Origin of the sequence: Mariniflexile gromovii, assembly GCF_017814435.1 — a bacterium.
Taxonomy (GTDB): domain Bacteria; phylum Bacteroidota; class Bacteroidia; order Flavobacteriales; family Flavobacteriaceae; genus Mariniflexile; species Mariniflexile gromovii.
Genome location: NZ_JAGJCB010000024.1, coordinates 20,989 through 42,018, shown reverse-complemented (window position 1 = coordinate 42,018; position 21,030 = coordinate 20,989). Strand labels below are relative to the sequence as shown.

Genomic DNA, 21,030 nt, shown 5'->3' with positions numbered 1-21,030 from the left:
AGGGACAGTAATTTATGATTGATACAGATAACAAGTAAAATAAATTTTTCAATTAATAAACCCGACAATTTTGTTGGGTTTATTCTTTTTATTGAAAATTTAATTACCTTTCATTGGTCTTAAAAGATAGTAAGGCATATTATTTGATAACTACTTATTTATAAAACGAGCATGTTACAATGTTTATTCCACACCGAAATAATCAATAGCGAACAACATGTATCCATTATAAAACGATAAAATATACATGAAAAAAAATATAATTTTAATACTCCTTATTTGTCCACTATTAGCTTTTTCTCAAGTTAATAAATTGTTCAGGCAAGCCAACAAAACAACCAATTTAACCGAAAAAATAGAGCTTTACACCCAAATTATAGAACTGGAACCTAAAAATTTGGATGCTTATTTTTATAGAGGACTTGCTAAAAATGATTTAGGCGATTATTCTGGCGCTATAGTAGATTATTCTAAAATAATTGTTTTGCAGCCAGATGCTGACACTTATTACAACAGAGGAAATTCGCGTTACAATTTAAAAAATTATGTAGGCGCTCAAGAAGATTATGAAAACGCTTACAAACTAGACCCTAATTTTATTGATGCCCTTTATAGTCTTGGATGTGTAAAGTTCGATTTAGGTAATTTTGAAGAAGCCATTAAAGATTTTACATTGGTAATTAGAGCGGTACCTACCGAGCCTAAAACATATTTTTTAAGAGCTGCCGCCTATAATGCCTTAGAAAAATATCCGTTAGCACTGAATGATTATTCGCTTGCTATTTTGGCAGACCCAAGTTCAGATTCCTACTACAACAGAGGGGTGTTTTATTTGGGCATTAATTATTACGAAAAGGCCAATTTAGACCTTACAACCGCTTTAAAATTAAATGAAAACAATGCTTATGCCTATTTTTATAGAGGAACTTCTTTTTTATTATTAGGAAAATACAATGAAGCTATTTTAGATTACAATAATGCTTTGCGATTTGATTCTTTAGATTTTGATGCACTTTTAGGTTTAGCCCTAACCTATTACAAAATGAACGATTTAAATAATACTAAATTATATTTCCAGAAAGCAAAAGCAATTATATCACCAGAAGGAAACGCAGAATCTATTGACGAATTTAAAAATACCTATTGGTATCAAAATCAATACTATTTATTTAATGCTAATTTCAATACGATGTCTAAACTGTAAAATATTACCATTATTCTTTAAAGTTAAATGAACTGCCTTTTTGGTTTTAGTAATTGCTAAATCACGATTATCTTATTATAACTTTGTTTCAAAAAATGATTTAAAAAGAACCATTTTAGAGGTTAGTTTTTTGAGGCTAAACGTTTACATTTCAGTTTGCACATTTCATTTCATCGATCTTTTTAAAAGTCAGATTTGAGTTGGTAAATTCAGTTGTTTACATAAAAAAGTGTCACATAAATTCTTTTTCCTATAAGTTCCAATTTAGCCTCTCAATTTTCAACAATATTTATATAATCAATGACTTTATAATCGTAGATGCTATCTCAAGGAAATTACGTTGTATTACAAGTCTTTACGTATTGGTTTTACAACCTAATTTCAGGGTAATAGTAACATTCACACCCTAAGAAACTTAAAATAATGAGATTCCTGCCTGCGCAGGAATTACCTATTTCGCCAAAAGAAAGGTGTAAATAAAATTAGTACCGTAAACAATTCTAAACGCCCAATTAGCATTAAAAAAGAGGACCACCATTGTGCTAGCGGCGGTAACGCTGCATAGTTATTTACTGGACCAAAACTGCCTAGTGCTGGCCCAATATTTCCCAAACTGGAAGCAGATAAACCAATAGCAGATTCAAAATCTATTTTGAACATGGAAAACACCAAAGCCCCCACAATAAACGACAGCATATACAGTATAAAAAATGCCAATACATTAAATACAATAAACCTGTTAATGGCTTTATTATTATACCTTACCGGCACGATGGCGTTGGGGTGCAGTGTTCGTTTAAATTCTAAAAAACCATTTTTTATAAGTATTAAATGGCGCACTACTTTTACACCACCCGAGGTACTTCCTGCTGAACCACCCAGAAACATAAGTCCGAAAAAGAAAACCACTAAAAAGGGTGTCCAGAGCGTATAGTCGGCACTTATAAAACCAGTAGTTGTAATAACTGTTAATACTTGAAATAAGGAATGTCTAAAAGCACTTTCCGCTTTGCCCCATACCATGGGGTGGTTTATTGATGAAGCTTCCATATCTGCCTTAAAATAAATAATAAGTGCCGCTATGATGGTAAAAACAACTACAAACTTAAAGTAGAGTTTAAACTCTTCATCATTAATTATTTTTTGAACCCTTCCTTTAAATGCAAAATAACTCAATACAAAATTTGAACCCGCCAAAAACATAAATAATATGATGATATATTGGATAATGGGTTGGTTGTTCCAATAGGCTACACTAGCATTTTTTGTTGAAAAACCGCCGGTTGACAGGGTTGCCATGGAATGATTGATGGCATCGAAAAAAGACATACCTGCCAATTTAAGAAATAGGGTTTCGGCTGCGGTGTAACCAAAATAGATAAGCCATAAACGTTTGGCTGTATCGGTTATCCTAGGGTGTAATTTGTCGCCACTGGGTCCTGGTGCTTCGGCTGCAAAAAGCTGCATCCCTCCTATGCCCAATAACGGCAGAATAGCAATGGCCAGCACAATAATTCCCATGCCGCCAATCCAATGTGTGGTGCTTCGCCAAAACAAAATCCCTTCGGGCATTATTTCAATATCGTTTAAAATAGATGCGCCCGTTGTGGTATAACCCGACATGGTTTCAAAAAACGCATTCGTAAAACTTGGAATGCTTTGGGTTAACACATATGGCAAGGTGCCAGACAAAGACATAATAATCCAGCCAAAGGTAACCACAATGTAACCTTCCCGCTTGTTCATTTCTTTTTTATGCTTTCTAGTAAATAACATGGTTACCATACCAATGATGATGGTAAACAAACCCGCAAAAAATATTTGCAACGTAACACCATCATCATAAAAATAACTTACAAGTGATGACAATAGCATAAAACCACCATTAAACACTAACAGCAGTCCTAAAAAATGAAAAATAATTTTATAGTTGAGTTTCAATTCTTGATATTTTTAAAGGAATAATTTTTCAACCCGTTTTATAGATTGAAGCAAACAACACACCACAACTCTATCGCCTTCTTGAATTTTAAAATTACCCAGCGCAATCATACCAACGCCGTCTCTAATAACGCCTCCAACAATCGCAGACCGTGGAAAATCTACCATTTTAATAGTTTTATTACAAATTGCAGAGGTGCCTTTTACCTCAAACTCCAACAATTCCGCATTTAAATTGTTCAGTTTTGTCATGGCCACCACATCACCTCTTCGTATATATCTAAAAATATTATTGGCAGCCAATAGCTTTTTATTCACCAATGTATCAATTCCTATGGAATGCGACAGTTCAAAATAATCCATATTCTCAACCAAAGCAATGGTTTTTTTAACACCTTTTGATTTTGCCACCAAACAAGACATGATATTGGTTTCAGAATTTCCTCCAACAGCAATAAAAGCATCCATATCGCTAAGGTTTTCTTCGTCCAGTAAATCAACATTTCGTCCGTCGCTATTTATAACCAACACCTTGGTTAGTATTTCGGCAAGTTCAAAAGCACGATCTCTATTGCCTTCTAAAAGTTTCACATTAAAGCCTTTTTCACTTAAATCTCTAGCGGTTTTAAAACCTATTTGGCTTCCTCCTAAAATCATCACATTTTTTAAGGCTCTATTTGTTTTTCCGGTAAGCCTGCACAACTCATCACCGCCACCTTCCGAGGTTATAAACACCACATTATCACCACGTTTAAACTTAGTATCTCCACGTGGGATTATGGTAAATTGTGTTCCAAAACGCTGTATGGCTATAGGTACAAAATGTAATTCCGGGAAAATTTCAGCAGCTTCTTTCACTGTTTTTCCAACAAAAGACGCCGATTTGGATAGCGTTAAACCCGCCATGGTAAGCGCACCATTCTCAAACTCGTAATTTTCATTAAATGATGATTGTTTTAATGATAATTCAATCTCTGATGCTGCTAAAGCTTCTGGAGAAATCAATTCATCAATACCAAATTTTGTAAAGCCAACTTCTTCTTTATGATGTATAAATTCAGTATTTGAAATTCTGGCAATGGTTCTTTTGGCTCCCAATTGTTTGGCCAAGACACATACAGTAATATTAGTAGTTTCACTTGATGTTACGGCTATAAACAATTCGCAAGAATCAACACGAGCTTCTTTTAAAATGGCTATTGATGTAGCATCACCCCTAATTACCCTAATATCTAAATGAGTATCGGCGTAGGCTAAACTTACTTTGTTTGGGTCTATTAAAGTAATTTCTTGAGATTCGTAAGATAACAACTTAGCCAAATGAAACCCTACTTCACCAGCTCCAGCTATAATTATTTTCATGTGCTAACATTATTTTAAAACACCTTTAAAGGTAGTGCAATATACTATAATTTACAATTTGTACATTAAAATAGCTTTACGCAACCAATAAAGGCTACAAGTTGCAGTTATATATTACTTTAAAGATAAAATTATTCAAGCCATAAATGTATTTAGATTTTAATTGATATTTTAAAGTAGAAATAAATTATGTAGGTTTGCCAAAAAAACATTGCATTGACAAAAATTAAGCCTTACAAAGACAGCGATTTAGGAAAAAAAGAGCAAGTAACTAAAATGTTTGACACCATTTCTGGAGATTATGATGGGTTAAACCGCGTTATTTCTTTTGGAATTGATATTAAGTGGCGAAAAAAAGTAGTGAAATTGGTGAAGGAAACAAACCCTGAAACCATATTAGATATTGCTACCGGAACGGGTGATTTAGCTATCAATCTGGCCGAAACCAATGCTACCAAAATTATTGGGCTGGACATTAGTAGTGGCATGCTTGAGATTGGCAAAGAAAAAATTAAAAAGAAGGCACTAGATTCTAAAATAGATATGGTTTTAGGCGACAGTGAAAACATGCCTTTTGAAGACAATAGCTTTGATGCCATTACCGTTGCTTTTGGTGTTAGAAACTTTGAAACGCTTGAAAACGGCTTAAAAGAAATTTATAGAGTACTGAAACCCAACGGTACATTTGTAATTTTAGAAACCTCTATCCCAACTAAAACGCCTTATAAACAAGGGTATAAATTTTATACCAAAAACATATTACCACTTATAGGAAAACTATTTTCAAAAGATAGAAGTGCTTATAAATATTTATGCGAATCGGCATCTGTTTTTCCTTATGGTGAAGCTTTAAACAATATTTTACGTAAAATTGGGTTTATTAATGTTGAAGATTTTCCGCAAACTTTTGGGGTTGCGACTATTTATAAATCGTCAAAATAAAACTATGAAGTACTTTTTTGCATTAATTATATGTCTGCTTATTACTGAAAATTCTAATGCACAGTTATTTAGAAAAGAAAAAGTTATCTATGACGCAAACTCAGGAAGAGGCTCTACAGATTACAACTTATTGCGTTGGGGTTACTTTTTGGGTATTAATAATTACGATTTCAATTTCGATTACAATGAAGATTTACGTGATATCTATGTAAAACGAAACCCCGGTTTTAGTGTTGGTTTGATAGGAAATTTACGTATCAACCAATTTTTGGATTTACGCTTAGAACCTGGTTTATTTATCACCACCAGAGAATTATATTATAGCCAAACATATTTTGAAGGTCTTGCTGTTAAAGAATCTGATTTAACCCGAGAAGTTAAATCTACCTACATACACCTACCTTTACTCCTTAAAGTTTCAACCAAACGCGTTAACAACTTTAAACCCTTCATTGTAGGTGGTGTTTCTACAGCTTTAAACTTATCGAGCAACGAAACGAATCCAGATGACAATTCAAATGGGCAATTTAGAACCACCAAAAACAACCTGTTTTATGAGTTAGGTTTCGGCATTGATTTTTACTTACACAACTTCAAATTTACACCTTCTATCCGTGGATTGTTTGGAATAAATGATGAATTGGTTAGAGATGAAAACCCAGATAGTCCTTGGACCAGCAATATCAATAGCATGAAATCCAGAGGTGTTTTTGTGAATTTCACGTTTCAATAATTTAGTTTTCAGTCTCTGTCGCAGTTTTATGAGAATTCAGAAGTGATTTTATAGTTTTACTAGTTACCGAAATCAGTATTCAAAAAAAGAGTTTTCGGTATAACAATTTCCCATCAAAAACCTAAACACTCAAAAACTTAACGCAACTAACTGAAAACTGCGACTGAGACTGAAAACTATCCCCGTCTAAATTCGCTCAACAAAATAGCCGTGGCGGTTGCTACATTCAAACTTTCGGTTGCTTGTAAATCGCCAAACCTTGGGATGGAAATTTTATTGGTTATTACAGCTTCAACTTCTTTTGAAACCCCATTGGCTTCATTCCCCATAACTAAAACCCCGTTTTCCGGAAGTTTCGTTTTATAAACATTCTCACCTTCCATAAAAGCACCAAAAACAGGTAAGTTGGTCGATTTTAAAAAATCACCCAAATTAACATAATTAATGGCAACTCTTGTAATAGAACCCATGGTAGCCTGAATTACTTTAGGGTTAAAACAATCTACGGTTTCATGGCTACATACTAAATTTTCCACACCAAACCAGTCGCAAAGCCTTATGATGGTCCCTAAATTACCTGGATCTCTCACAGCATCAAGAGCAACAATAAGTCCCTTAGCTTCTATTGGTTTTGGTGTAGGTATTTTAAAAATTGCCAGTGCTGTATTGGGTGTCGTTAAAAAACTGATTCGCTTTAAATCGGCTTCAGAAATTAAAACTTCTTTTTTGGCATCAATATTGAAGGTTTCAGTAGTATATAATTCGTGTAGCACAAATTGAGATTGTAATAATTCTTTAATTGTTTTGACGCCTTCAACAACAAAAAAACCATGTTGCTGCCTCTGTTTTTTTTGCTTTAAACCCGTTATTAATTTGATTTGATTTTTAGATAGCATGGCGCTTTTTATTAATATTGATTTTTATAAAGAAATGAAAACACCCTTGTTTCCAACATAAATTTTTAAAATATTATTTTCACTTAAAAATAATGTATTTTTGAGTCCACAAAGGTCTTGTTTTTTTAATCAAAAAAAGTGAACATCTTTAACCTGAATAATTTTTAATTCATTTGAAATGAGTGATAAAAAACTCCAAAACATATCATTAGTTTACATATTACGAATTGCATCTGACTCATTTAAAAAAATAGAAATTAGCAGATGAAACTACAATTCCCAAAAATAACACTTTTAGTTTTAATTACTACGCTTCTCATTTCCTGTGATGCGGTTAAACGCGTTCCTGAAAACCAACATTTACTTACCAAGAATACCGTTTTGATAAATGGCAAAAAAGAGCAAACCGAATTGATTAACAACTTATTATACCAAGAACCAAACATCAAAATTCCGGTAATTGGAACACCGCTGCGCTTACATATTTATAATTTAGCTCGAAATAATAGAGACTCCCTGTTTGAAGCTTGGTTGGACAAAACCCCGAACCGAAGAGAACGCTTAACAAAACGATTATCGAAAAAACAACTAGACAAATTAAAAAAATCTGCTGTAGGTTTTAATGATTGGTTACGAAAAACAGGGGAAGCCCCCGTAATTGTTAACGAAAACAAAGCTAAAAAATCGGTTGATAGACTTAAAGCTTACCACATAAGCAACGGATGGTTTGATGTTGAAGCCACTTACAAAATCAACAAAAAAGATAATAAACGTGCAGATGTAGAATATCAAGTTGAAACCGATGTTCCGTATGTTTTAGATACAATTTCAGAAAAAATAAAATCACCTATTGTAGATTCCATATATCAAAGATCTAAAAAGCATACTTTAGTTAAGCATAACGACCAATACAGATCTTCAAACTTTTCACAAGAAAGGGATCGTATAGCGAATGTAATGCGCAACTCGGGCGTGTATCATTTCAATCAAGATTATATTACTTTTGAAATGGACACGATTGGCACCAATAAAAAGGTAAATATTGAAGTTCAAATTCAAAACAGATCCATTAGAACACAAGATTCCATAAATCGTGTTCCTTTTAAAATTTATAAAATTAAAGATGTAAATATTATAACCGATTATTCATTTGAAAATAGAGGTAAACCTTTTCAAGATTCCATAATTTATGAAGGTTACAAAATTTATGGTTACAACAAGATAAAATACCGCCCCAAAGCTTTAACCAATGCCGTTTTTATTACACCGAACACTATTTTCAAAGACAGCGACCGAACCTTAACTTACAGACACCTTAACGAATTAAGAACTTTTAAATACCCCAATATTGAGTACATAGAAAACGCAGACAACACATTAACAGACACCATTAGGCTAACCCCTCTAAAAAAATTCAGTTTGGATTTTAGTGCCGATGTGTCTCAAAGCAACATACAAACCATAGGCTTTTCATTAAACCCAAGTTTAATAATTAGAAACCTTTTTAGAGGTGCAGAAACTCTAGAAATATCTGCCATTGGAGCTATTGGAGCTTCAAAAAGTGCTTCAAGGAACAATACTGAAGACCCATTTTTTGATATTAACGAAATTGGAGCCAATTTAAAATTAACCATCCCCCGATTCTTTTTTCCATTCAATACCGAAAAAATTATCCCAAAATATATGTCGCCAAGCACTAGAATGAGTTTGGCTACCACCAGTCAAACCAACATAGGGTTAGACAAACAAACTTTTACAGGTATTTTCAATTACAATTGGCAACCTTCGGCCAAAGTAACTAACAGTTTGGATGTTTTTAATATCCAATATGTTAGAAACTTAAACATTCAAAATTATTTTAACGTATATAAAACCTCCTATAATTCATTAAATGATGTTTCACTTGATATAGGCTATAGTGAAAGTGACTTAGATATTCCTTCCGGAACCGATGCTTTTTTAAACTATGTTTTGGCAGGCAGCACCCCAAGCGAAGTTTCATCATCACAATTATCAACAGTAAATGCCATAAACGAACGTAAAAACAGATTAACAGAAAACAACTTAATCTTAGCTTCCAATTTCAGCTTAACCAATGATGAACGATCAAGTTTGTTTGATGAAGATTTTTCTATTTTTCGTTTCAAATTAGAATTGGCAGGAAATTTGGCATCAAGCTTATCGGATGTAATGGGGCTTAAAAAAAACGCAAATGATAAATATGAACTTTTCAATGTTGCCTATTCACAATATGTGAAAACAGAATTGGATTATATTAAACATTGGAATTTGGGCAAAAAAAACATCATAGCCACTAGAAGTTATTTTGGTATAGCCATCCCCTATGGAAATTCTAACAACATTCCTTTTTCTAAAAGTTTTTTTGCTGGAGGCGCTAACGACAATCGCGCTTGGACCGCTTATCGATTAGGCCCCGGAAGTTCCGAATCCTCGAACGAATTTAACGAAGCCAATCTAAAATTGGCCCTAAGTGTTGAACAGCGTTTTAATGTTTTTGGAAAACTGAACGGTGCTGTTTTTGTTGATGCTGGAAACATATGGAATGTGCTTGATGATGTTACTGATGAAAACTCCACCTTTACAAATTTTAGCTCTCTAAAAGATATTGCTGTGGGTTCTGGTTTTGGTTTGCGCTATGATTTTAGCTTTTTTGTTTTCCGTTTTGATATTGGATTTAAAACTTACGACCCTTCTTACCAAGACCAAAACCGTTGGTTTAACGACTATAATTTTTCAAATGCCGTTTACAACATTGGTATTAACTATCCGTTTTAAACATGCTAATTATTCCTCTTAAACTATAACGTTTTAGTAATTTTTTAGCATTTTCAACCCCTAAAAACAACAAAAATGATTTAAAAATTGATTACTTTTGAAATTCACAAACTAAAATAAAAAATTTCAATTAATTATGGGACACAACATAAAACCAGGCGTTGCTACAGGAAAAGAAGTACAAGCCATTTTTAAACTTGCTAAAGAAAAAGGATTTGCTTTACCTGCTGTAAACGTAATTGGGTCGGACACTATTAATGGCGTATTAGAAACTGCTGCATCATTAAATGCACCTGTAATTATTCAATTTTCAAATGGTGGCGCTCAATTTAACGCTGGAAAAGGCTTAAATAATGATGGGCAAAAAGCAGCAATTGCTGGTGCTATTGCCGGTGCAAAACACGTACACACTTTAGCTGAAGCTTATGGTGTTCCTGTAATTTTGCATACAGACCACTGTGCTAAAAAACTATTGCCTTGGATAGATGGTATGCTAGACGCTAGTGAAAAACATTTTGCTGAAACTGGAAAATCGCTTTTCAGCTCGCACATGATTGACCTTTCGGAAGAGCCTATTGAAGAAAACATAGAAATCTGTAAAACCTATTTAGAAAGAATGTCTAAAATGGGAATGACTTTAGAAATTGAACTAGGTATTACTGGTGGTGAAGAAGATGGTGTAGATAATAGCGATGTGGATGATTCTAAATTATATACACAGCCAGAAGAGGTTGCTTATGCATACGAAGAGTTGAGCAAAGTGAGCGACCAATTTACTATTGCAGCCGCTTTTGGAAATGTACATGGTGTTTACAAACCAGGTAACGTAAAATTAACTCCAAAAATATTAAAAAATTCTCAAGATTATATTTCAAAAAAATATGGTGTAGGCCATAACCACATCGATTTTGTTTTCCACGGTGGTTCAGGTTCTACAGTTGAAGAAATTCGCGAAGGTATTAGCTACGGTGTAATTAAAATGAACATCGATACCGATTTACAATATGCATTTATGAGCGGTATTCGTGATTATATGAGCAGCAAAAAAGATTATTTGCAAGGCCAAATTGGAAACCCTGAAGGCGAAGATTCTCCAAACAAAAAATATTACGACCCACGTGTTTGGTTACGCGAAGGTGAAAAAACGTTTGTTGAGCGTTTAAAAAAGGCTTTTGAGGACCTTAACAATGTGAACACATTATAAAAAATAGACATTTTTAAATTCAGAAAAAAAATCCTGTTCAAAGCAGGATTTTTTTCATTTATAAATACTTACAAAAGTAATTTCATCAATAAAAAAACAAGCCTGTGATACCAAAATTAAAATAAAGCTTTAATTTTGTAATCTAGCTTTTTACTTTTTGCTGAATAAAAAAGTATCTAAAACACTAAAAAATAACGATGTAGAGGTTTTCAACCTTTAAATCGTGAATCATAAATTGTATATCTTATGTCTTGGTTTAAAAGAAAAACAAAAGGAATAACAACTACAACAGAGGAAAAAAAGGATACCCCTAAAGGACTTTGGTACAAATCGCCTACTGGAAAAATTGTAGACACAGAAGAACTTGAAAAAAACTTTTATGTAAGTCCAGAAGATGGATACCATGTTCGAATTGGCAGTAAAGAATATTTTGAGATTCTTTTTGATGATAATAAGTTCAAAGAACTTGATGCTGATTTAGAATCTAAAGATCCTTTAAAATTTGTTGACACCAAAAAGTACCCCGATCGTTTAAAAGCGGCACAAGATAAAACCAAATTAAAAGATGCTATACGTGTTGGCGTTGGTAAATCTAAGGGTAAAGACTTAGTTGTTGCCTGTATGGATTTCGCTTTTATTGGTGGCTCTATGGGTAGTGTTGTAGGCGAAAAAATTGCACGTGCTGCAGATTATTCGTTAAAGAAAAACATTCCATTAATGGTTATCTCAAAATCTGGAGGCGCACGAATGATGGAAGCTGCTTTATCATTGATGCAATTAGCAAAAACTTCGGTTAAATTGGCTCAATTGGCTGAAGCAAATATTCCTTACATTTCATTATGTACCGACCCAACAACGGGAGGTACTACGGCATCTTTTGCTATGTTGGGAGACATTAATATTGCCGAACCTGGAGCTTTGATTGGTTTTGCAGGACCTCGTGTTGTTAAAGATACTACAGGTAAAGATTTACCTGAAGGTTTTCAAACATCAGAATTTTTACTAGAACACGGTTTCTTGGATTTTATTACGATGAGAAAAGATTTAAAAACAAAAGTAAACCAGTACTTAGATTTAATTTTAAATCAGCCATTAAGAGCTTGATTTACTTTATTATAAAATTTCAGACCTGCTTGTTTTCAAAATCAAGTGGGTCTTTTTTTTTGTTTTTGGTTATATTTTTTTTGGGATGTTTTAAATAAACTAAAAACTCCGATCCTTTATTTACTTCACTTTTAACTTCAATTTTACCTTCTAAAGATTCTACTTGATTTTTTGTAATAAATAATCCAACACCTCTAGAATCTTTGTTTTTGTGAAATGTTTGATAAAGTGAAAACAATTTTGTCCCATAAGCTTCTAAATCTAAACCTAGGCCATTATCCTTTACACTTAACACAACAAAATCACATTCCAATTTCGCACTTAATACAATATTACAAACCCTATCATCTGCCTTGTATTTAATGGCATTTGTTAATAAATTGAGAAGAATACTATCCAAGTATGCTTCAATTCCCGTAACATACAAGATGTCTTGTATATTATTTTCAATAATACAATTGCTGTTTTTTGCCAAAGCGCTTACGTTATATATAGCATTAGTAGCATAATCATGGAGGTTGAGCGCTTTTAATTCGGTAGTATCGTATTTTGAAAACTTTGCTATTTCAGTTAAATGTGTTACGGTTTCTTGTAGGTTATTAATGGCTTGTTTCAAAAATTCAAAACTATCGCTTGATTTTGTTTCTTCAATTTCATCTTCAACAAACCCCATCAAAGTCATTAAGTTTCCTGCATGGGTTCTTAAATTATGGGTAATAATTCTAGAAAAGTTTAAAAGTCTTTCATTTTGCTCTTTTACAACATTGGCTATTAATTCCTTTTCCCTTTCTTCTTCTTTTTGTTCTGTAATATCCTGTACTTGACTTATAAAATACTTAGGCTTATCATCTTTATCTTTTACTAAAGACACCGATAATTGTGCCCAAACAATGGTTCCGTTTTTTTTAAAATAACGCTTTTCCATCTTATAGCTTTCAATATCTCCCTTCAAAAGCCTTTTAAGTTTTCGTAAATCTATTTTTAAATCCTCTTTGTGTGTTATTTTATCAAAACTTTGTTTTAGAAGTTCATTTTCTTTATAACCCAAAATGTCGCACAAACTTTTACTTACCAACAACCATTTACCATCCAACCCTACTATAGCAATGCCATGATAAGCATGATTAAAAATATCTGGAAGCAAATTAGCGTCTAATGCATCTGCAATTATTCTTTCCATAAAAAAATAAGTAAAAAATTGATTACGTTAATTTAGTGAAAAAATCCCAAAAAAAGAAGCGTTGTACAATCATAATTAATTACTATATTTGCCGCTCGAAAGAAAGACTTTCGTTTACATAACAATTATTTACAATAATATTAGCATGTATTTAGATCAAAAAGAGAAAGAAGCTATCTTTACAAAACATGGTAAAGGTGCTAAAGACACAGGTTCTGCAGAAGGACAAATTGCATTATTCACTTACAGAATAAATCACTTAACTGAGCATTTAAAAAACAATCGTAAAGATTTTAATACGGAGCGTTCTTTAGTGAAATTAGTAGGTAAGCGTCGTGCTTTACTAGATTACTTAACTAAGAAAGATATCTTAAGATATCGTGCAATAGTAAAAGAATTAGGATTAAGAAAATAAAAAAAAAGAGGCTTTTCAGCCTCTTTTTTGATTTAATTATAACTCTGCGCAGAGTCTAAACCCGTATTGAAGAAGCTTATTATAGTTTTTCATTGGTCATACAACAACTACACACAACAACACAACGACCATTGTTTAATTAGAATTAAAAAATTTATGATTCCAAAAGTTTTTAAAGAGGTCATAGACCTTGGTGATGGAAGAGAAATCTCCATTGAAACCGGAAAATTAGCAAAACAGGCACATGGGTCTGTTGTTGTGCAATCTGGAAAATGTATGTTGTTATGTACAGTTGTTTCCAACTACCAACAAAGTGATGTTGACTTTTTACCGTTAACGGTAGATTACAGAGAAAAATTTGCTGCTGCAGGAAGATACCCAGGTGGTTTCTTTAAAAGAGAAGCAAGACCAAGTGACGGCGAAGTTTTAACGATGCGATTAGTAGACCGCGTTTTACGTCCGTTATTCCCAAAAGATTACCATGCTGAAACACAAGTAATGATTCAGTTAATGTCTCATGATGAAGAAGTTATGCCAGATGCTTTGGCAGGTTTAGCAGCTTCAACAGCGATTCAATTAAGTGATATACCTTTTGAAACGCCTATTTCTGAAGTACGCGTTGGAAGAATTGATAATAAATTCATCATCAACCCAACACAATCTCAATTATTAGAATCTGATATCGATATGGTTATTGGCGCATCTGCCGATTCTGTGATGATGGTTGAAGGTGAGATGAAAGAGATTTCGGAAGAAGAAATGGTAGACGCTATTAAGTTTGCACACGATGCTATTAAAGTACAATGTGCTGCACAAGTAAAATTAGCTGAAGCATTTGGCAAAAAAGAAACTCGTGAATATGAACCAGAACGCGAAGATGAAGATTTAGCGAAAAAAGTTCATGACTTAACATACGATAAAGTATATGCTGTTGCAGGAGCTGCATCGGCAAAACACGAACGAAGTGCTGCTTTTGAAGCCATTAAAGAAGAAGTAAAAGCAACATTTACAGAAGAAGAATTAGAAGATTTTGGTAGTTTAGTTTCTAAATATTTCTACAAAGCTGAGAAAAAAGCGATTAGAGATTTAACCTTAAATGAAGGTTTACGTTTAGATGGACGTAAAACAACCGACATCAGACCAATTTGGTGTGAAGTTGATTATTTACCATCAACACACGGTTCGTCAATCTTTACACGTGGAGAAACGCAAGCATTAGCAACCGTAACTTTAGGAACTTCTAGAGAAGCAAACCAAATAGATATGCCATCTTTTGAAGGTGAAGAGCGTTTCTATTTACATTATAACTTCCCTCCTTTTTCAACTGGTGAAGCACGTCCATTAAGAGGAACGTCTCGTCGTGAAGTTGGACACGGAAACTTAGCACAGCGTGCCTTAAAAGGTATGGTGCCTGCAGATTGCCCTTATACTGTAAGAGTAGTGTCAGAAGTATTAGAATCAAACGGTTCGTCTTCTATGGCTACTGTTTGTGCTGGTACTATGGCGTTAATGGATGCGGGTGTTCAAATAAAAAAACCAGTTTCTGGTATTGCAATGGGATTAATCTCGGATGCTGATACTGGTAAATATGCGGTGCTTTCTGATATTTTAGGTGATGAAGACCACTTAGGTGATATGGACTTTAAAGTAACTGGTACTGCCGATGGTATTACCGCTTGCCAAATGGACATTAAAGTAAAAGGTCTTTCGTATGAAATTTTAGTGAATGCTTTAAAACAAGCACAAGCTGGACGTTTACATATCTTAGGTAAATTGGTTGAAACTATTGCTGCGCCAAATGCAGACGTAAAACCACATGCTCCTAAAATGATTACAAGAGTGATTCCTAATGAATTCATTGGAGCCTTAATTGGACCTGGTGGAAAAGTTATCCAAGAATTACAAAAAGCTACAAAAACAACGATTGTTATTAACGAAGATCCAATTACCGAAGAAGGTATTGTTGAAATTTTAGGAACTGGACAAGCAGGCATTGATGCTGTGTTAGCTAAAATTGATTCGTTAATGTTCAAACCAGAAGTTGGTGGTACTTACGAAGTGAAAGTAATTAAGATGTTAGATTTTGGTGCGGTTGTTGAATACACACAAGCGCCTGGAAACGAAGTTTTATTACACGTAAGTGAATTAGCTTGGGAACGTACTGAAAATGTATCTGATGTAGTAAATATGGGTGACGTTTTTAATGTGAAGTATTTTGGTGTAGACCCAAAAACACGCAAAGAAAAAGTATCTCGTAAAGCCTTATTAGAAAAACCAGAAGGTTATGTTGCTAGACCACCAAGAGATAATAACGATCGTGGTGGACGTGATAACAGAGGTAGAGATAATCGTGGACGCGATAACCGCAGAGACGATAGAAAACCAAGAGAAGATAGAAAAGACGATTAAGTTTTTTAAAATCTATAATTTAGAAAAGCCTGTTTCATCATTTGAGACAGGTTTTTTTTATCTCAAAACATACATTTATTAAAATTCTATAACAAACGGCAGTAATTATGTAATAGCGAACGCTTCCATCCACCATACCTTTGTATTATATAGTTAAGCAGCCTTACAACCAATTAAAAAATAAAGGTATGAGCAAGAGTATAAAATCAATTTTAATGATAATAGGTATTGTAATGTTGGGTTACGGTATTTATAACATGATTATACCAGAAACACAAATTAGTATTGGCGATTTAGATCTTGTTGAGGCACAAGACAACACCAATGCGTTTATAACTATGGGCTTAGGACTTTTTGCTATTCTTATTAATTTTTTAGGTGGAAAGAAGGCTTAAAAAAAACAGAATTGTAACTTTTTAAAATCTTTCACCCTACAGAAACAAAAGGAAACTAAAATAGGTTAAAAAGAAAATTAAAACAAAAATACGCTACCTTAACAGATGATGATTTACTTCTAATTAGAAGAAAAAGAAAAGATGAGTTAGTTGGTAGATTCCAAGAAAAACTTGGTAAAAGTAAATAAGAAACATACAAAATTATTTCAAATTTAAAGAAAAAGCATACTGTCTAGAATTGTTGCAAATTATGGTTGTTTGGTTGGTTAGTGAAATCGTGCTTTGTAATCTCTAGACAGTTTTTTATTTTTACTAAAACTTTTATTTAATAAATGAATACAAAAAGCCACGTGAGTCACAGTGCATTAAGTTTATTGTCACTAATTGCTGTGGTTTTTATTTTATATATAATTAAGCCTTTTATTGTACCTATATTATTCGCTATTATACTTAGCGTAATGATATTTCCCATTCAAAGGTTTCTAGAAAAAAAATGGCGTTGCAATAGATTGTTTGCAACATTAACGTCTTTAACTACCTTATTTTTCATAACTGCATTAATATTCACATTAATTAGCACACGATTAATGTATTTTATGGATAATATCGAAGTGTACTCGCAAAAATTGGGAGAGCTATTTCATAATTCGGTAAATAGTTTAGAACACATATTTAATATAGGTAACAACAGGCTTTTTTCGCAAAACGAACTTAAAGCAGAAAATATCATAAAAGACAATTTAGATAAAATAGGCGTTCTATTATCTGAATCCAGTAGTCTTTTAAGTGATTTGGTGTTAATCCCCATTTACATATTTTTTTTCCTTTACTACAGGGCTTTTTTTAGAACGTTTCTTTATAAAGTTTTTAGGACGAGAGACAAATCATTTATCAACAAAATTCTAAAAAAAATCGTAGAAATTCAGCAGAATTATCTGTTAGGTTTAATTATAGTTATTGTAATTGTTGGCTGTTTAAATAGTCTAGGCTTATTGCTTTTAGGTATAGGCAATCCGTTTTTCTTCGGGTTTTTAGCAGCATTTTTACTATTAATACCTTACATAGGTGTTATTATAGGGTCGTTATTGCCTGCCATCATCGCTTTGGCGACTAAGGATTCTGCTTGGTACGCTTTTGGTGTTATTGCTGTTTTCGGGTTTATTCAATTTTTAGAAGGCAATTTTATAACTCCTAAAATTACAGGCTCAAAAGTAAGTGTCAATGCATTTGTAGCTATTTCTTCATTGGTTTTGTTTTCCATGCTTTGGGGTATAACAGGCATGATTCTAGCCTTACCAATAACAGCAACTTTAAAAATACTGTTTGACAATACACCTGGCTATGAAGCGTACGGATTCCTTATAGGAGAACCTGTAAATAAACACCTTCAAAGTAAAGCACGGATGCGATTAAAAAAATGGAAAAGCATTAGAAATGCTAAATAAATAATAGTTACATAAATGTTTTTTAGTGTTAAATAAATCGAGATTAAAACAAAATGCTTTATTAACTTTACAATAATTAAAAGTTTATATGAAATGTGCAAAAGGATGTTAATAGAATATATAACAAAACCACGCCCATTGAGAAAACAGATATTATCTACATATGAAATTATTTATAAAGTTTGACTTTAACACCATTTGTAAAAAAGTTCTAGAAACGAAGTTAGAAGAACTCGACATAAAATACAGAATTCTTGCTTTTGGAGAAGTTGAGTTACTGGAAAAAGTACCTTCAGAAAAATACGAAGCTTTAAATGATGCTTTAAACAGTTACGGAATTGAAATAGTTGAAAATCAAAAAAGCATTCTGGTCCAAAAAATTAAAGACGCTATTATTGATATGGTTTTTAATGAAGATTCTACTGTAAACGTTAAAAGTTCTGTGTATTTATCCGAAAAATTAGGACACAGTTACGGCTACCTTTCCAACCTGTTTTCAGAGGTTACTTATACCTCTATTGAAAACTTCATCATCATTCAAAAAATAGAATATACTAAGCAATTGTTGTTAACAACCGATTTAAGCTTAACCGAAATAGCCTTCAAACTTAATTATTCTAGTGTAGCACATTTAAGTACCCAATTTAAAAATGCTACGGGTATTACGCCTTCTGCTTTTCAGCGTATCATTTCTAAAAGGCGAAGTATTGCTCAACAAAAAAACTAACCAATTTTTACAAAATCCCTTATGCCTAACGATTATATACATATTATTCTTGCTGATGACGATGAAGATGACAGACTATTTTTTACCGATGCTTTTGATGAGTTAAAGATGAACACCAAAGTAAACACGTTTAATGATGGTGTAGAACTTATGGACTATTTAAACAGCGAAGATGCCATATTGCCCAACGTGCTTTTTTTAGATTTAAACATGCCCTTAAAAAATGGTATTGAGTGCTTAAACGAAATTAAAGCCAATAGCAAAATGTCTGATATCGCCATTGCTATTTACTCCACTTCAGCATCAGAAGAAGATATTGAAGAAACCTTTGTGCTGGGGGCTAATATTTACATAAAAAAACCAAGCAGCTTTAAACAACTTAAAAAAGTATTGGCCGAAGTTGTGTCTATGAATTGGCAATACCATACAAATAGTTTAAATAAAGATAATTTTTTAATGAGGCTTTAAATGATTAAACGCATAATTTCAAAATCCGCGATATTTTTAAGGATCATCTTTTTAATAAGTGTTTTTCTTATTCTTTTAATAGGCGGTTTTACATATAAGCATATTTCTAATTTAACAAACTCCAGTAAACTGGTTGTTACCACCTTTAAAGTTAACGTTGAGTTAGAGAAGGTCATGTCTTATTTAAAAGATGCTGAAAATGGTCATAGAAATTACATTCTAACAAAAGACACAACGCATTTAGAACCTTATTTAACAGCCAGGGAAAAAGTTAACGAGTCTTTTGCTGAGTTGAAAGAAATAGCAAACCACGGCCCTGTACAGGAAGAGAATTTAAAGACATTAAGCAAGTACATCGATTCGCTTTTTAGAAACTTTACACAAACCAGTGCTTTTGTTGAAAATGGATTTGCATTAACTGAAGAGTTTAAATCCAATTTTTTTGAAGAAAAAATAATTATGGATTCCATCAGGCATAAAATCAGCGAGATGATGGATCTTGAAAACCGTCACCTCCAAGAGCGCCAAAAACAATACCAATCCAATTTAGAATTCACACCATTATTTTTGTATTTAATGCTATTGTTAACGCTTGTGTTGATTATAGTTTCATATAGTAAAATAAATAATGACTTTAAGAATATTAAAATAATAAACAACCAATTATCCATATTTAAAGAAGCTACCATTCAGTTGGAAACCGTAGGTAAACATGGTAATTGGGTGTGGTATGTAGAAAGTAATAAATATACCTTTTCAGATAATCTATACAGGGTTTTAGGCGAAAAACCAAGAGCTTTTGAACCTACTTTTGAGGCCTTTTTAGAATTTGTGCATCCAGACGACCGGAAAAAGTTTTCTGCTGATGTTGAAAGGATGATGAAAGAAGAGGATCTGCCTTTTACTTACTATCGAATTATAAAAAAAGATGGAACAGTTAAACATATAAAAGGCTACGGAAAACTATTGATAAATAATGATGGTGAAAAACGAATAGTTGGCAATATTACGGATATATCTGATGAAATTGAGCGTTTTCTAGAACTTGAAGAACGTAATTTGGAATTGGAAAAAAACAACGCCGAACTATCAGAATTCAACTATGTTGCCAGCCATGATTTACAAGAACCTTTACGAAAAATCCAAACCTTCATTTCCAGATTAGAAGATAAAGAAGCAAAAAACCTTTCAGCTTCTGGCAACCAATATTTAGAACGCATAAAAGTATCTGCTACCAGAATGCGTTTGTTAATTGATGATTTGCTACAGTTTTCAAGAACCAACAAACCCGATAAAGAATTTGTTTTAACCAATTTGAATGAACTTTTAGAACAAGCAAAACAAGATGTGGCCGAAACAATTATAGAAAAACAAGCCATTATTACAAGCGATGTTTTGCCTACGGTTTCTGTAATCCCTTTTCAAGTGCATCAATTGTTTTTGAATTTGTTAAGCAATTCCTTAAAGTACAGCAAAGTTGCAGAGGCTCCTGTTATTAAAATAACCTATGAACTAGTCCATTCAAAAGACGATATTAATTTAATAAATATACCCAAAAACGAATATCATAAAATAACCTTTTCTGATAACGGTATTGGTTTTGAACAACAATATGCCAATCAAATATTCGAATTATTTAACAGACTTCATAACAAACAAGAATATTCAGGAACTGGCGTTGGACTTTCCATCTGTAAAAAAATTATAGATAATCATAACGGAATCATTATAGCCAATGGCGAGCCTAATATAGGGGCCATTTTCACTATTTACCTTCCCATATAAGTAGTTTAACAAACTCTAAAAAGT

Annotated in this window: 17 protein-coding genes; 13 read left to right on the top strand and 4 right to left on the bottom strand. The window is 32.9% G+C overall.

The features are described from left to right. Positions 1–247 precede the first annotated feature (247 nt). Positions 248–1,204 carry a tetratricopeptide repeat protein gene (locus tag J8H85_RS16990; RefSeq protein WP_209656625.1) on the top strand — a complete coding sequence of 319 codons (957 nt, stop codon included), beginning with the start codon at positions 248–250 and terminating at the stop codon, positions 1,202–1,204. 447 nt (positions 1,205–1,651) lie between these two features. Here J8H85_RS16990 and J8H85_RS16985 read toward each other — a convergent pair whose 3' ends face one another. Continuing rightward, entirely contained in the window at positions 1,652–3,145 is a 1,494-nt protein-coding gene (locus tag J8H85_RS16985; protein WP_209656623.1) for a TrkH family potassium uptake protein, read from the bottom strand. A 12-nt stretch (positions 3,146–3,157) separates the two neighbouring features. After that, positions 3,158–4,507, bottom strand: coding sequence for a Trk system potassium transporter TrkA (gene trkA, locus J8H85_RS16980; RefSeq protein ID WP_209656621.1), 1,350 nt, complete (start codon positions 4,505–4,507; stop codon positions 3,158–3,160). Between the two features lie 216 nt (positions 4,508–4,723). Between trkA and ubiE the strand changes: the two genes are divergently transcribed. Beyond that, entirely contained in the window at positions 4,724–5,449 is a 726-nt protein-coding gene (gene ubiE, locus J8H85_RS16975) for a bifunctional demethylmenaquinone methyltransferase/2-methoxy-6-polyprenyl-1,4-benzoquinol methylase UbiE (protein WP_209656619.1), read from the top strand. 4 nt (positions 5,450–5,453) lie between these two features. Beyond that, positions 5,454–6,182, top strand: coding sequence for a type IX secretion/gliding motility protein PorT/SprT (gene porT, locus J8H85_RS16970; RefSeq protein WP_209656617.1), 729 nt, complete (start codon positions 5,454–5,456; stop codon positions 6,180–6,182). 176 nt (positions 6,183–6,358) lie between these two features. Here porT and J8H85_RS16965 read toward each other — a convergent pair whose 3' ends face one another. After that, positions 6,359–7,078: a TrmH family RNA methyltransferase gene (locus J8H85_RS16965; RefSeq protein WP_209656615.1), complete on the bottom strand. Its 720-nt coding sequence runs from the start codon at positions 7,076–7,078 to the stop codon at positions 6,359–6,361. 264 nt (positions 7,079–7,342) lie between these two features. Here J8H85_RS16965 and tamL point away from each other — a divergent pair, with 264 nt between their 5' ends. From tamL to accD, 3 genes are all read left to right on the top strand, one after another. Then, complete coding sequence (gene tamL / locus J8H85_RS16960; RefSeq protein WP_209656614.1) at positions 7,343–9,874, top strand: translocation and assembly module lipoprotein TamL; 2,532 nt, start codon at positions 7,343–7,345, stop codon at positions 9,872–9,874. A gap of 136 nt (positions 9,875–10,010) precedes the next feature. Continuing rightward, positions 10,011–11,078, top strand: a complete 1,068-nt coding sequence (fbaA, locus tag J8H85_RS16955) for a class II fructose-bisphosphate aldolase (protein ID WP_209656612.1) — start codon at positions 10,011–10,013, stop codon at positions 11,076–11,078. 246 nt (positions 11,079–11,324) lie between these two features. Further along, positions 11,325–12,182 (top strand): acetyl-CoA carboxylase, carboxyltransferase subunit beta, encoded by an 858-nt coding sequence (gene accD, locus J8H85_RS16950; protein ID WP_209656610.1) that lies wholly within the window; start codon positions 11,325–11,327, stop codon positions 12,180–12,182. Positions 12,183–12,201: 19 nt separating this feature from the next. Here the strand turns inward: accD and J8H85_RS16945 are convergent, their stop codons facing one another. Then, a complete protein-coding gene (locus J8H85_RS16945; protein ID WP_209656609.1) occupies positions 12,202–13,362 on the bottom strand; it encodes a sensor histidine kinase in 1,161 nt (386 codons plus the stop codon). Positions 13,363–13,507: 145 nt separating this feature from the next. Here J8H85_RS16945 and rpsO point away from each other — a divergent pair, with 145 nt between their 5' ends. The 7 genes from rpsO (at position 13,508) to J8H85_RS16910 (ending at position 21,006) form a co-directional block, all read left to right on the top strand. Beyond that, the gene (rpsO, locus tag J8H85_RS16940) at positions 13,508–13,777 is read left to right on the top strand and encodes a 30S ribosomal protein S15 (RefSeq protein WP_209656607.1); all 270 of its coding nucleotides are present in this window, start codon (positions 13,508–13,510) and stop codon (positions 13,775–13,777) included. 156 nt (positions 13,778–13,933) lie between these two features. Then, positions 13,934–16,186 (top strand): polyribonucleotide nucleotidyltransferase, encoded by a 2,253-nt coding sequence (locus J8H85_RS16935; RefSeq protein ID WP_209656605.1) that lies wholly within the window; start codon positions 13,934–13,936, stop codon positions 16,184–16,186. A gap of 188 nt (positions 16,187–16,374) precedes the next feature. Beyond that, on the top strand, positions 16,375–16,581 hold the full coding sequence (locus tag J8H85_RS16930) for a hypothetical protein (RefSeq protein ID WP_209656603.1): 207 nt from the start codon (positions 16,375–16,377) through the stop codon (positions 16,579–16,581). A 332-nt stretch (positions 16,582–16,913) separates the two neighbouring features. Next, positions 16,914–18,026: an AI-2E family transporter gene (locus J8H85_RS16925; protein WP_209656601.1), complete on the top strand. Its 1,113-nt coding sequence runs from the start codon at positions 16,914–16,916 to the stop codon at positions 18,024–18,026. A 163-nt stretch (positions 18,027–18,189) separates the two neighbouring features. Next, positions 18,190–18,753, top strand: coding sequence for a helix-turn-helix domain-containing protein (locus J8H85_RS16920; protein WP_209656599.1), 564 nt, complete (start codon positions 18,190–18,192; stop codon positions 18,751–18,753). Between the two features lie 21 nt (positions 18,754–18,774). Then, complete coding sequence (locus tag J8H85_RS16915; RefSeq protein WP_209656597.1) at positions 18,775–19,221, top strand: response regulator; 447 nt, start codon at positions 18,775–18,777, stop codon at positions 19,219–19,221. Then, on the top strand, positions 19,222–21,006 hold the full coding sequence (locus J8H85_RS16910) for a CHASE3 domain-containing protein (RefSeq protein ID WP_209656595.1): 1,785 nt from the start codon (positions 19,222–19,224) through the stop codon (positions 21,004–21,006). It abuts the gene before it with no gap. The last annotated feature ends 24 nt before the right edge of the window (positions 21,007–21,030 follow it).